This is a genomic window from Paucibacter soli, assembly GCF_037482845.1.
GTDB lineage: Bacteria > Pseudomonadota > Gammaproteobacteria > Burkholderiales > Burkholderiaceae_C > Paucibacter_B > Paucibacter_B soli.
Window position 1 is genome coordinate 71,380 of the sequence record NZ_JBBHJW010000003.1, and the last position, 13,042, is coordinate 84,421.

At 66.2% G+C, this 13,042-nt stretch carries 11 protein-coding genes; all 11 read left to right on the top strand.

All coding sequences use genetic code 11. The features are described from left to right. Positions 1-40: 40 nt before the first annotated feature. The 11 genes from WG898_RS08460 (at position 41) to WG898_RS08510 (ending at position 13,038) form a co-directional block, all read left to right on the top strand. The gene (locus WG898_RS08460) at positions 41-1,237 is read left to right on the top strand and encodes a M20 aminoacylase family protein (RefSeq protein WP_339602333.1); all 1,197 of its coding nucleotides are present in this window, start codon (positions 41-43) and stop codon (positions 1,235-1,237) included. Next, positions 1,234-2,325 (top strand): M14 family metallopeptidase, encoded by a 1,092-nt coding sequence (locus tag WG898_RS08465; protein WP_339602334.1) that lies wholly within the window; start codon positions 1,234-1,236, stop codon positions 2,323-2,325. The genes WG898_RS08460 and WG898_RS08465 overlap by 4 nt, the downstream gene beginning before the upstream one ends. Beyond that, positions 2,322-2,879 (top strand): DUF1415 domain-containing protein, encoded by a 558-nt coding sequence (locus tag WG898_RS08470; RefSeq protein WP_339602335.1) that lies wholly within the window; start codon positions 2,322-2,324, stop codon positions 2,877-2,879. The genes WG898_RS08465 and WG898_RS08470 overlap by 4 nt, the downstream gene beginning before the upstream one ends. A gap of 98 nt (positions 2,880-2,977) precedes the next feature. Beyond that, positions 2,978-3,550 (top strand): cysteine hydrolase family protein, encoded by a 573-nt coding sequence (locus WG898_RS08475; RefSeq protein ID WP_339602336.1) that lies wholly within the window; start codon positions 2,978-2,980, stop codon positions 3,548-3,550. 15 nt (positions 3,551-3,565) lie between these two features. Next, positions 3,566-4,540 carry a GlxA family transcriptional regulator gene (locus WG898_RS08480; protein ID WP_339602337.1) on the top strand — a complete coding sequence of 325 codons (975 nt, stop codon included), beginning with the start codon at positions 3,566-3,568 and terminating at the stop codon, positions 4,538-4,540. Positions 4,541-4,685: 145 nt separating this feature from the next. Next, positions 4,686-6,149: a glutamate--cysteine ligase gene (gshA, locus tag WG898_RS08485; RefSeq protein ID WP_444718930.1), complete on the top strand. Its 1,464-nt coding sequence runs from the start codon at positions 4,686-4,688 to the stop codon at positions 6,147-6,149. A 66-nt stretch (positions 6,150-6,215) separates the two neighbouring features. After that, a complete protein-coding gene (locus tag WG898_RS08490; protein WP_339602339.1) occupies positions 6,216-7,307 on the top strand; it encodes a tellurite resistance/C4-dicarboxylate transporter family protein in 1,092 nt (363 codons plus the stop codon). Between the two features lie 179 nt (positions 7,308-7,486). Further along, the gene (locus tag WG898_RS08495) at positions 7,487-8,752 is read left to right on the top strand and encodes a putative Na+/H+ antiporter (RefSeq protein ID WP_339602608.1); all 1,266 of its coding nucleotides are present in this window, start codon (positions 7,487-7,489) and stop codon (positions 8,750-8,752) included. A gap of 186 nt (positions 8,753-8,938) precedes the next feature. Further along, positions 8,939-9,229, top strand: coding sequence for a co-chaperone GroES (locus tag WG898_RS08500; RefSeq protein ID WP_339602340.1), 291 nt, complete (start codon positions 8,939-8,941; stop codon positions 9,227-9,229). A 53-nt stretch (positions 9,230-9,282) separates the two neighbouring features. After that, positions 9,283-10,929, top strand: coding sequence for a chaperonin GroEL (gene groL / locus WG898_RS08505; RefSeq protein WP_339602341.1), 1,647 nt, complete (start codon positions 9,283-9,285; stop codon positions 10,927-10,929). Positions 10,930-11,040: 111 nt separating this feature from the next. Continuing rightward, a complete protein-coding gene (locus tag WG898_RS08510) occupies positions 11,041-13,038 on the top strand; it encodes a DUF1631 family protein (protein ID WP_339602342.1) in 1,998 nt (665 codons plus the stop codon). Positions 13,039-13,042: the final 4 nt, after the last annotated feature.

Genomic DNA, 13,042 nt, shown 5'->3' on the forward strand with positions numbered 1-13,042 from the left:
CGACGGCGTGCGGCGCGCCGCCCCCATTGGAGTGTTCGCCATGAAGCTCATAGCCCCCATCCTGGCCGACGCGCCGACCCTCACCAAACTGCGACGAGACATCCACGCCCATCCCGAGCTCTGCTTCCAGGAAGAGCGCACCTCGGAGCTGATCGCCCAGACACTCACGGAATGGGGTATCCCGGTGCATCGCGGCCTGGGCAAGACCGGCGTGGTGGGCATCGTCAAGAACGGATCGAGCACGCGCGCCGTGGGCCTGCGCGCCGACATCGACGCCCTGCCGATGACCGAGCACAACCGCTTCGAGCATGCCAGCGTCTACCACGGCAAGATGCACGCCTGCGGCCACGACGGCCATACCGCGATGCTGCTGGCCGCCGCCAAGCACCTGGCCACGCAGCGCAATTTCGACGGCACCGTCTACCTGGTGTTCCAGCCCGCCGAGGAAGGCGGTGGCGGTGCGCGCGAGATGATCAAGGACGGGCTTTTCGAGAAGTTCCCGATGGAGGCCATGTTCGGCGCGCACAACTGGCCGGGCATGGCAACCGGCCAGTTCGCCGTCAAATCTGGCCCGGTGTTCGCGTCCAGCAACGAGTTCAAGATCACCATCCGCGGCAAGGGCGGCCACGGCGCAATGCCGCACCTGGGCGTAGACCCGGTGCCGGTGGCCTGCCAGATGGTGCAGGGCTTTCAGACCATCATCACGCGCAACAAGCGGCCCATCGATGCGGGCGTGATCTCGGTGACCATGATCCATGCCGGCGAGGCCACCAATGTGATCCCCGACAGCTGCGAGATCCAGGGCACGGTGCGCACCTTCACGCTGGAGTTGCTGGACCTGATCGAGCAGCGCATGCAGCAGGTGGCGCACTCCATCGGCGAGGCCTTCGAGACCCAGGTGGAGTTCGAGTTCAGGCGCAACTACCCGCCCACCATCAACCACCCCAAGGAAACCGCCTTTGTGCGCAGCGTGCTGGAGGACCTGGTGGGTGCCGAGAATGTGCAGGAGTTCGAGCCCACCATGGGCGCCGAGGACTTCAGCTACTACCTGCTGGAAAAGCCCGGCTGCTATTTCCTGATCGGCAACGGCGATGGCAGCCACCGCATCGGCGGCCATGGCCTGGGGCCCTGCATGTTGCACAACCCCAGCTACGACTTCAATGACGAGCTGATCCCGCTGGGCGGCAGCCTGTGGGTGCGCATGGCCGAGGCCTGGCTCAATAGCCCGCGACCATGAGCACCGCCGCCTCCTGTTTTTCGCAGAGCTACGCCGAGGCGCGCAGCAAGTTCCTGGCCGCCGTCGATGCCGCGGGGCTGGACAGCGAGGCCCACCTGCACCCGCTGCTGGGCCGCGATGGCGAACGCCTGGCGATGGACGTGGTGCTGCAGGGCCCGGCCGACGCAACCGGCCTGCTGATCATCAGCAGCGCCTGCCATGGGGTGGAAGGCTTTTGCGGCTCGGGCGTGCAAGTGGCCCTGCTGCGGGATGATGGCTGGCGCACCGCGGTCGCGGCCAGCGGCCTGGCTGTGCTCTACATCCATGCGCTCAACCCTCATGGCTTCTCCTGGTGGCGCCGCGTCACCCAGGAGGGCGTGGACCTGAACCGCAATTTCATCCACGATTTCCACGCGCCCCTGCCTGCCAACCCCGGTTACGACGAGCTCGCCGCCTTCCTGCTGCCGCAGTATTGGCCGCCCACCGACGCGAACGAACGCCAGCTGCGCGCCTATGCCGAGCGCCACGGCGAGCGCGCCCTGCAGGCCGCCATCACCGGCGGCCAGTACGAGCATGAGCTGGGCCTGTTCTATGGCGGCCACGCACCCACCTGGAGCCAGCAGACCCTGCGCCATGTGCTGCAGGCCCATGGCCAGCGCTGCGCGCGCCTGGCCTGGATAGACCTGCACACCGGCCTGGGCCCCAGCGGCCATGGCGAGCGCATCTTTGCCGGCCGCGACGACCCGGCCGCCCTGGCGCGTGCGCGCGCCTGGTGGGGCCCCGAGGTCACGTCCATCAGCGAGGGCAGCTCCAGCTCGGCGCCGCTGCAGGGCCTGATGTGGAACGCCGCTTATGAGGAATGCCCGCGGGCCAGCTACACCGGCATCGCGCTGGAGTACGGCACCCTGCCGCTGGACGCGATGATCATGGCGCTGCGCGCCGACCATTGGCTGGAGGCGCATCCCGAGGCCGAGCCCGAGCAGGCCCTGCGCATCAAGCACCAGATCCGCGACGCCTTTTATGTGGATGACGAGGGCTGGAAGGCCCGCATCCTCGACCAGGCCTTTGATACCGCATACCAGGCCCTGCAAGGCCTCAGCCAACCATGAGTCCCGAAGAAGTAAATACCGTCCAGCAAGAAACCCAGCATTGGCTGGAGAAGGCCGTGATCGGCCTCAACCTCTGCCCCTTCGCCAAGAGCGTGCATGTCAACCAGCGCCTGCGCTATGTGGTGAGCGAGGCGGAAACGCCCGAAGCGCTGCTCAAGGAGCTGGCGCGCGAACTGCTGGCGCTGCGCCGCGCCGATCCGGACGAGATCGAGACCACGCTGCTGATACATCCCAAGGTGCTGACCGACTTCCTGGACTTCAACGACTTCCTCGGCGCCGCCGACGCGCTGCTGGAAGACCTGGAGCTGGACGGCGAACTGCAGATCGCCAGCTTCCATCCCGACTACCAGTTTGCCGGCACCGCGCCCGAGGACATCAGCAACTACAGCAACCGCTCGCCCTACCCCACCCTGCACCTCTTGCGCGAGAGCAGCATTGAGCGCGCCGTGGCCACCATGGCCGACACCGACGCGATCTACGAGGCCAACCTCGAGACCCTCGACAAGCTCGGCATCGAGGGCTGGAAGGCGCTCGGCCTCAAGACCCGGGACTGATGTCCTGATTTGACCGATGCCGGTCCGCAAGCGGCGCGACGACCGAGCCCGCGCCGGGCACAGTGGAGACCTCTGCAACCAGCACCGAGGCCCACGCCATGAAAAAGACCGCATTGCTCGTCATCGACGTCCAGGAATCCTTCCGCCAGCGCCCCTACTGGAGCGACCAGGATCTGCCCGCCTTCATCGCGCGCAGCAATGCGCTGATTGAAGGCGCCGAGAAGCTGGGCCTGCCCATCGTGCGGGTGTTCCACAACGAAGGCCCGGAAACCGCCAACAACGCCTTTGCCCTCGCCTCGGGCCAGGTGCGCCAGCTCGCCGAGCTGCGTGTCTATGCGCCGGCGGTCGAAATCATCAAGCATCGCCACAGCGCCCTGGCCGGCACCGGCCTGGCCATCTGGCTGCACCAGCAGGGCATCCAGCGCCTCATCATCAGCGGCATCCGCACCGAGCAATGCTGCGAGACCACCACCCGCCATGCCAGCGACGAGGGCTGGGAAGTGGACTACGTGACCGAGGCCACGCTGACCTTTGCGATGACCCACGCCAGCGGCGTCACGCTCTCGCCCGCCGAGCTCAAGTTGCGCACCGAGACCGTGCTGCAGGATCGCTTCGCGCAGATCTGCACCGTCGAACAGGCGCTTGACCGCGCCGCCACCGCAGGGCTGTAGGGCGATACTGCCGGCATGTCTCAAATTGATGTCGTGATGCTGGTCGAGCCGCGCGCGCTGCTGCTGGACCTGGCCGGGCCGGCCGAAGCGTTTCGGCTCGCCAACCAGGCCCTGCAGCGGCACGGCGAGGCGCCCGCCTTCCGGCTGCGCTTTGTCGCCGCGCAGCCGAGTTGCAGCAGCTCGGTGGGTCTGCAGCTCGGCGGCCTGGAGCCCCTGCCCGACACATTGCCGCCCGACGCCTGGCTGATGCTGGTGGGCTGCCGCCATGCCCAGCCCGGCGAAGCGCCCCCCGGCAGCACCGAGCTGGCCGACCAGCTGCGCACCCAGAACTGGCTGCATGCACGCGGCCAGGCCTTGCTGAGCCGCCCCGAGGGCCGGCTGCTGAGCATTTGCTCGGGCGCCCTGCTGGCGGCGCGCGCGGGGCTGCTGGAGGGGCGCCGCTGCACCACCCATCACGAGCTGCTGGACGAGTTGCGCCGTCAGGCGCCGCGCAGCGAGGTGGTGGACAACCGCGTCTTCGTGATCGACGGCCAGGTGGCCTGCAGCGCCGGCATCACCGCCGGCATCGACCTCTGTCTGCATCTGATCGCCCAGCATTGCGGCGACGCCATTGCCGCCGCGGTGGCCCAGACCATGGTCGTGTACCTGCGCCGCAGCCCGCAGGATCCCGAGCTCTCACCGCTGCTGGCGCATCGCAACCACCTGCACCCGGCCCTGCACCGCACACAGGACGCGATCTGCGCCGATCCGGCGCGCGACTGGAGCCTGGAGCGCATGGCCGAGGTGGCCCATGTGACCCCGCGCCATCTGAGCCGCTTGTTCGCCGCCCACACCCACACCACGCCGCTGGCCTATCTGCAGGCCATCCGCATGGAGCGCGCCCGGCGCGCCCAGGCACGCGGTGCCTCGCTGCAACAGGCGGCGCAGGAGGCCGGCTTCAGCTCCGACCAGCAGTTGCGCCGCACGCGTCGCAAGCTGGAATTGCGCTAACACAGAAGCGACAAACCTGCCGCGAGCGGAGTTCACCCACATCTGTTAACTTGCTCGCCCAGAACAACGAGACCTGCCCGAGGAACCCCGAGTGAATAATTGGCTGCAGCGCCTGGAAGCGCTAGACCCCGACCGACTGCAAGCCATGCGTCGCGGCGTGGAGAAGGAGAGCCTGCGTGCCAATGCCGACGGCTCGCTGGCCCTGACCCCGCACCCTGCGGCGCTGGGCTCGGCGCTCAAGCACCCGCATATCACCACCGACTTCAGCGAGTCGCAGCTGGAGCTGATCACGGGCGTGCATGCCTCGGCCGAGGCTTGCCTGGCCGAGCTGACCGAGATCCACCAGGCCGTGGTGCACAGCCTGGGCGGCGAGATGATGTGGGCCTCCAGCATGCCCTGCACCTTGCCGGCCGACGAGACCATCCCGATCGGCAATTACGGCTCGTCCAATATCGGCCGCGCCAAGAGCGTCTACCGCATGGGCCTGGGCCACCGCTACGGCCGGCGCATGCAGACCATCTCGGGCATCCACTACAACTGGTCGATGCCGGGCATCACGAGCGAGCAGTATTTCGACCTGATACGCAATTTCCGTCGCCACAGCTTTCTGCTGCTGATGCTGTTCGGCGCCTCGCCGGCGCTGTGTTCGAGTTTTGTCGAGGGCCGGCCGCACGAGCTGCAGGAAATGGGCGCGGGCACGCTCTACCAGCCCCATGCCACCTCGCTGCGCATGGGCAGGCTGGGCTACCAGAGCGACGCGCAAGCGCAGCTGGCCGTCAGCTACAACAGCCTGGAGGGCTATGCCGAGTCGCTGCAGGGTGCGCTGACCCAGGCCTACCCGGCTTACGAGGCGATCGGCGTGCGCAACCCGGGCGGCGAGTACAACCAGCTCTCCACCAGCCTGCTGCAGATCGAGAACGAGTTCTACGGCACCATCCGTCCGAAGCGCGTGATCAAGAGCGGTGAGCGCCCCCTGCATGCGCTGCGCGAGCGCGGCGTCGAGTACGTGGAAGTGCGCTGCATGGATCTCGATCCCTTCGAAACGGTGGGCATCAATGCGGACACGATGCGCTTCATCGACATCTTCCTGCTGCATTGCCTGCTCGCCGACAGCCCGCCCGACACGCCGCAGGAGATCGCCGCACTGGCCCGCAACCAGCAACGGGTGGCCCACGCCGGCCGCGACCCCGGCCAGGCGCTGGAGCGTGGCGAGCAGCGCGTCACCGTGCAGTCCTGGGGGCTGGAGCTGCTGGAGGCCTTCGGCCCGATCGCAGCCAAGCTTGACCGCGTCCTGGGCGGCCGAGCCTACGATCAAGCACTGGCACGTGCCCGCCAGAGCTTCGCCGACTTCGACAGCCTGCCCTCGGCCCACGTGCTGCAGCAGCTTCGCGGCGAGCATGACTGCTCCCATGTCGGCTTCATCGGCGAGCGTTCGCGGACGATCAAGGCCAGCCTGTTGGCACTGCCAATCTCGCCGCAGCGGCTGGACGACTATGCGCGCATGGCGCTGGTGTCGCGCGAGCAGCAAAGCGCGCTCGAGCGCGCCGAGCACGAGCCCTTCGAGGCCTTCCGACTGCGTTACCTGGACTCCCAACAGCTGCTTGCCTGAGCGAGCAGGCGCACACCGCGGGCAAACCGCAGCGCTGACTCCTGAGGCTGGGCCTAATATGGCCGCATGGACGTCACTGCATCGCCGCGCCCCCTGAGCCTCCAATCCCTGCATCCAGGCAACTTTGCCTTTGTGATGGCCACAGGCATCCTGGCGGTGGCGCTGGATTTGCACGGCTGGCGCGTGCTGGCGCAGGTGTTAGAGGGGATTGCCATCGGCGCCTGGCTGCTGCTGCTGGCGTTGTCGATGCTGCGCGTGCTGCGCTACCGGGCCGCGGTCGGCATCGATCTGCGCAACCCACGCATGGTGTTCGCCTACTTCACGCTGGTAGCCGCGACATCCGTGGTGGGGCTGTTGCTGCTCAATCGGGGCCACCAGCAGCTGGCCCTGGCTTGCTGGGCGCTTGCCTTCCTGGCCTGGGCCAGCCTGCTCTACCTGGCCTTTGCCGTGTTGACCTTTCTCTCGCACGAGCACAACGTCAATATCGTGCATGGCGGCTGGCTGATCACCATCGTCGGCACGCAGTCGCTGGTGCTGCTGGGCGGGCGGCTGGCGCCCCAGTTGGGCATCTGGACTAGCGCCATGTTTGTAGAGGTCCATCTGCTGTGGGGGCTGGGACTGATCCTGTACGGCATCTTCGTCACCCTGTTCTGCTACCGCATCTTCTTTCTGAGCCTCAAGCCGCAGGACGTCAGCCCGCTGCTATGGGTCGTGATGGGAGCGGCCGCCATCAGCACCAATGCCGGTACCACCTTGATCACGCAGGATCCTCAACTGCCCTTCCTGCTGGCGCAGCGCCCCTTCATCGATGGCATCACGCTGATGATTTGGGGTTGGGCCACCTGGTGGGTGCCCCTGCTGGCGATGTTTTTCATCTGGAAACACGGCGTGCACCGTTTGCCGCTGCACTATGAACCGGTGCAATGGAGCTTTGTGTTCCCGCTCGGCATGTATGCCGTGGCGAGCAGCCGCCTCGGCCTGGCCGCCGACTTTCCGCCGCTGCAGCACATCTCGCATCTGATGCTCGTGGCGGCCTTGCTGGCCTGGACGGCGGTGCTGACCGCACTGCTGCGACGCACGCTCGGGCAAATACGTGCCACGCCCGCTCAACATCCGATCGTCGCCGCGGAATCCGCGCCGCAGGGCAAGGAGCGCTAGCGCGTACCGCCGCTTTGCAGCCCATGGCCGACCCGACGTCGATTGTGTCCGGCCCTTTGGCACCGTCTGGCCCCACGGTTGATGCTTCCCTTGGCTACACTCCCGCCGGGTGCTGACTCGATCCCGGGCGCGGCAGGTTGATCGCGCTGGTCGGGCCGCCACGCGGAACCGCCACGACCATGCACTCAACGCCCGATCAAACCGTTCAGTACATCGCCCTTGCCATCTTTGTGCTGGCATTGGCACACACCTTCGCTGCCAAGCAGTTCGAACGCCTCTCCCATCGGTTTCCGGGGCATGCGGGGCTGTTCCACCTGCTCGGCGAAGTGGAAGTCGTTTTCGGTTTCTGGGCCATGGTGCTGGTGCTCGCGATGGCATTGATGACCAGCGGCAGCCAGGCGCTCTCCTATGCCGAATCCCGCAACTACACCGAGCCCTTGTTCGTCTTTGTGGTGATGGTGGTCGCGGCGTCAAGGCCTGTGCTGCGCACGGTGACCCAATTGGTCGACGGCCTCGCTCGCATGGCGCCGCTGCCCACACCGCTGGTCAGTGCCTGGTTGGGCCTCGCGGCCGTGCCCTTGCTGGGTTCGCTGATCACCGAGCCCGCCGCCATGACCATTGCGGCCCTGATGCTGGCACCGCAGGTATTCCGCCCGACCATGCCGGAGCGGCTCAAGTACTTCGGTCTGGGCGTGCTGTTCGTCAACGTGTCGATTGGCGGCACGCTGACGTCCTATGCGGCGCCGCCGGTCCTGATGGTGGCCAGCACCTGGCAGTGGGACAGCGCCTTCATGTTCTCGCATTTCGGCTGGAAGTCAGCGGTGGCGGTGCTGGCCAACGCCAGCATCGCGACCTTCATGCTGCGTCGACATCTGCTTGCCGCAGCGCCGGCAGCAAGCTCCACGGAGACCCCGGTGCCGCTGGCGGTCCTGTTTGTGCATCTGGCACTGCTGGCAGGCGTGGTGCTGTTGGCGCATCATCCCGTCGCCTTTCTAGGCCTGTTCCTGCTCTTTCTGGGTTTCACGCAAGCCTACGAGCGGCACCAAAGCCCGCTCATCCTCAAGGAAGCGCTGCTGGTCGCCTTCTTCCTCGCGGGCCTGGTGGTGCTGGGCGGAATGCAAGGCTGGTGGTTGCAGCCCATCGTCGCCAGCCTGCAGCCGCTGGCGCTGTTTTTTGGCGCGCTCGGCCTCACCGCTGTGACCGACAATGCCGCGCTGACCTATCTCGGCTCGCTCATCGCCGGCATTTCCGAGCAGTCAAAGTACATGTTGGTGGCCGGCGCGATGGCCGGTGGCGGCCTGACCGTCATCGCGAACGCGCCTAACCCTGCCGGCGTGGCCTTGCTCAGGCGCGGTTTCGAAGACGAGTCCATTGGCGCTGGCGGGCTGCTCCTCGGCGCGCTGGCACCAACGGCCCTGGCGGCCGCAGCCTTGCTGCTGCTTTAGCAAGCAATCGGGCCCTCTTGAAAGCCGCGCCGGCACCCATATAATCCCCTTGCTAGCACTCGAACAGTTCGAGTGCTAACAGCTCCATACGACCCCGGTCGACGGGGCTATCGCATGTGAAGAGGTGTTGCTCACCTTGACGCAGCACCTGGCATTCAAGCACCAAGACACTCTGAAGGAGATGTGATGAAACTGCGTCCTCTGCACGATCGCGTGATCGTTAAGCGCCTGGAACAAGAAACCAAGACCGCTTCGGGCATCGTCATCCCTGACGCCGCCGCCGAGAAGCCCGATCAGGGCGAAGTGCTGGCCGTGGGTCCTGGCAAGCGCAATGACAAGGGCGATTTCGTGGCCCTGAACGTGGCCGTGGGCGACCGCGTGCTGTTCGGCAAGTACTCGGGCCAGGCCGTCAAGGTCGACGGCGACGAACTGCTGGTGATGCGCGAAGAAGATCTGTTTGCCGTCGTTCAGAAGTAATTCTGCTGCGACCCGCAAGATCTGACCCCAATTAAGAATCCGGAGAAATACACATGGCAGCAAAAGACGTGATCTTTGGCGGCGAGGCACGTGCCCGCATGGTTGAAGGCGTGAACATCCTGGCCAACGCGGTCAAGGTGACCCTGGGCCCCAAGGGCCGCAACGTGGTGCTCGAGCGCTCGTTCGGCGCCCCCACCGTGACCAAGGACGGTGTGTCCGTGGCCAAGGAAATCGAGCTCAAGGACAAGCTGCAGAACATGGGCGCGCAGATGGTCAAGGAAGTTGCTTCCAAGACTTCTGACAACGCCGGTGACGGCACCACCACCGCCACCGTGCTGGCCCAGGCCATCGTGCGCGAAGGCATGAAGTATGTGGCCGCCGGCATGAACCCGATGGACCTGAAGCGCGGCATCGACAAGGCCGTGCTGGCCCTGGTTGAGCAGCTGAAGGCGGCCTCCAAGGCCACCACCACCTCCAAGGAAATCGCTCAAGTCGGCACCATCTCGGCCAACAGCGATGCCGACGTCGGCCAGATCATCGCCTCGGCGATGGACAAGGTGGGCAAGGAAGGCGTGATCACCGTTGAAGACGGCAAGAGCCTGAACAACGAGCTGGATGTCGTGGAAGGCATGCAGTTCGACCGCGGCTACCTGTCGCCCTACTTCATCAACAACCCCGAGAAGCAAGCCGCGCTGCTGGACAACCCCTTCGTCCTGCTGTTCGACAAGAAGATCTCGAACATCCGCGACCTGCTGCCCACGCTGGAGCAAGTGGCCAAGGCCGGCCGCCCGCTGCTGATCATCGCTGAGGAAGTCGAAGGCGAAGCGCTGGCGACCCTGGTGGTCAACACCATCCGCGGCATCCTGAAGGTCGTGGCCGTGAAGGCGCCTGGCTTCGGCGACCGCCGCAAGGCCATGCTGGAAGACATCGCCATCCTGACCGGCGGCAAGGTCATCGCCGAAGAAGTCGGCCTGACGCTGGAGAAGGTCACCCTGGCCGATCTGGGCCAAGCCAAGCGCGTCGAAGTGGGCAAGGAAAACACCACCATCATCGATGGCGCCGGTGCTGCTGCCGACATCGAGGCCCGCGTCAAGCAAGTGCGCATCCAGATCGAGGAAGCCACCAGCGACTACGACCGCGAGAAGCTGCAAGAGCGCGTGGCCAAGCTGGCCGGCGGTGTTGCCGTGATCAAGGTTGGCGCTGCCACCGAAGTCGAGATGAAGGAAAAGAAGGCACGCGTGGAAGACGCGCTGCACGCCACCCGCGCTGCCGTTGAAGAAGGCATCGTGGCTGGTGGTGGCGTGGCCCTGCTGCGCGCCAAGCAAGCTGCTGGCGAGATCAAGGGCGACAACGCCGATCAAGACGCCGGCATCAAGCTGGTGCTCAAGGCCATCGAAGCCCCGCTGCGCGAGATCGTCTACAACGCCGGCGGCGAAGCCTCCGTCGTCGTGAACGCTGTGCTGGCCGGCAAGGGCAACTACGGCTTCAATGCCGCCAACGACACCTATGGCGACATGATCGAAATGGGCATCCTGGACCCGACCAAGGTGACCCGCACCGCGCTGCAGAACGCTGCTTCGGTCGCGTCGCTGATGCTGACCACCGAGTGCATGGTGGCCGAGTCCCCCAAGGACGAGGCACCGGCTGGCGGCATGCCTGGCGGCATGGGCGGCATGGGCGGCATGGGCATGGACATGTAATCTCGGGAAACCGAGACTTTTGACGCGTGATCCGTCACGCTCAAACACAGGGGGCCGCAACAGCGGCCCCTTTTTCATGCTTGGCGCCGCAGATAATGCCAACAAACGCCCATGAACATCATGCCCAACGCACCCACGCTGCAGTCACTCGTCGACGAGGTCGTCGCCCGCGTGCCGGCGCTGAGCCTTGCCGTGCTGAACGAGACGCACGACGAGCTCAAGGACAAGCCCCAGTACCACCAGCTGTTCGCCGGCTGGCTGCGCGAACGACCGCGCTTCATCGGCGACTTCGAGTCTTCGCTGCGCCCCCTGCTGGCGGCGGCCCGCGAGGGCAAGGATCCGCTGCAGCGCAGCGCCCCGGTGCGCCTGGATACGCTCAGCCTGGTGGATGAGAAGCAGGCCTTGCAGGATGTGGCCATCGCCCATGTCGTCTCGGTGATCGAGGATCGCAGCAAACCCGAGCTGCACCAGCTTGGCAACTTCTTCGCCGCACTGCGCGGCATTGCCAGGCCGCTGAAGAACGACAACCCGCTGCGACCGGCGCTGTTCGCACAGGCCCTGAACCGCGCCATGCAGGGTGTGGACATGGACCCCGAGGGTCGTTATGCGCTGATGCGCGTGGCCGCTCAGCCCCTGGCCAACGCGGTGCATACCATCTATGGCGCCCTGTGCCAGCAATTGCGCGAGGCCGACCTCATCAATATGGTGGCCAGCCATGGCGCCGGCATCAAGGCCTCGGAACAGCGCCAGCGCCAGTTCGCCAACACCCACGCTACCGCCCTGCCCACCTCGCTGGACAGCCTGGCGCGCCGCGTGGACGAGCTCAACTCGCGCCCGCAGCGCCTGGGGATGCGCCTACCCACGCAGCCGCCCGCCGCAAGCGGCGGCGATTTGCTGTCGCGCCTGTACGGGCAGATCCTGGCCGACCCGAATCTGCTCCCCATGGTGAAGCAACTGCTGGCGCGGCTGCAGGTGGCCGTGGCGCGGCTGGCGCAGACTGACGGCAGCCTGCTGCGCCGGGCGGACCATCCCACCTGGCAGTTGCTGAATCGCGTGTCGGCCCACGGCCAGGCCTTTGAGAACCCGAACGACGAGCGTCTGCGCGAGTTCCTCAGCTTCATGGACGCGCAGGTGCAGCAGCTCGTGGCCGCGCCGGTGCCCACCGCGCTGCAATTCCAGCAAACCCTCAACGCGGTGGATCAGCAGATCCGCCAGCACGCCAGTCAACGCAGCGAGCGCAGCGCCGTGGCGCTGGCGGCGCTGGAGCGCGAGCAGCAGCGCGGCGACTGGTTGAAGCTGCTGCGCGAGCAGCTCAAGGAACAGCTGGCCGATGCTCCGCTGACCGCCAGCCTGCGCAAGTTCCTGCTCAGCACCTGGGTGGAAGTGATCGTGCAGGCGATGGTGCTACATGGCCGCGACGCGCCCGAGGCGCTGGCCTATATCGGGCTGGTGGACGAGCTGTTGGATAGCCTGCAACTGCCCGCGACCGAGGCACAGCGTGATCAGTTCCGCAGCCGACTGCCGGGCCTGGTCTCCCGCATGGAGCAGGGCATGGCTTCGATTGCGATGGACGCTTCCAAGCGTCAGGCCATCATGACCGAGCTGATGCAGCAGCATGGCCGCATCCTGCGTGGCCTGCCCGCGCTGGCCGAAGCGACGCCCAGCCGCCCCGCGAAGGCCGGCCAGGAGCTCAGCCCCGAAGAGTTGCTGCAGCAATTGCTCACCGAACGCGAGTCACAACTGCCTTCGCACTGGGCGCATTCGCAGGTCGACCGCGGCCATCTGCCCACGGTGCCGGTCTCGCTCTACGCGGGCCAGGACGAGGACAAGGCGCGCGTTGCGCTGGAGGCCTGGATGGACCAGCTGCAGATCGGCAATTGGTACCACCTGTTCCTGCAAAGCCAGTGGATGACGGCACAGATCGCCTGGATAAGCGAAAGCCGCCAGTTCTTCCTGTTCGTCGGCCAGGACGCCGACGAGCGCCATTCGCTCACGCGCGGCGCCATCGAGCAACTGCTGGCCAACGGCCTGATCACCGCGCTGGAAGAGGAATCCCTGGTACAACGCGCCGTGACCACGCTGATGCAGGATCTGGACGCGCATTCCTAGGCGC

Coding starts and splice junctions, on each gene's coding strand:
- WG898_RS08460 (WP_339602333.1), top strand. CDS start 41: ATGAAGCTCATAGCCCCCATCCTGGCCGACGCGCCGACCCTCACCAAA.
- WG898_RS08465 (WP_339602334.1), top strand. CDS start 1,234: ATGAGCACCGCCGCCTCCTGTTTTTCGCAGAGCTACGCCGAGGCGCGC.
- WG898_RS08470 (WP_339602335.1), top strand. CDS start 2,322: ATGAGTCCCGAAGAAGTAAATACCGTCCAGCAAGAAACCCAGCATTGG.
- WG898_RS08475 (WP_339602336.1), top strand. CDS start 2,978: ATGAAAAAGACCGCATTGCTCGTCATCGACGTCCAGGAATCCTTCCGC.
- WG898_RS08480 (WP_339602337.1), top strand. CDS start 3,566: ATGTCTCAAATTGATGTCGTGATGCTGGTCGAGCCGCGCGCGCTGCTG.
- gshA (WP_444718930.1), top strand. CDS start 4,686: ATGCGTCGCGGCGTGGAGAAGGAGAGCCTGCGTGCCAATGCCGACGGC.
- WG898_RS08490 (WP_339602339.1), top strand. CDS start 6,216: ATGGACGTCACTGCATCGCCGCGCCCCCTGAGCCTCCAATCCCTGCAT.
- WG898_RS08495 (WP_339602608.1), top strand. CDS start 7,487: ATGCACTCAACGCCCGATCAAACCGTTCAGTACATCGCCCTTGCCATC.
- WG898_RS08500 (WP_339602340.1), top strand. CDS start 8,939: ATGAAACTGCGTCCTCTGCACGATCGCGTGATCGTTAAGCGCCTGGAA.
- groL (WP_339602341.1), top strand. CDS start 9,283: ATGGCAGCAAAAGACGTGATCTTTGGCGGCGAGGCACGTGCCCGCATG.
- WG898_RS08510 (WP_339602342.1), top strand. CDS start 11,041: ATGAACATCATGCCCAACGCACCCACGCTGCAGTCACTCGTCGACGAG.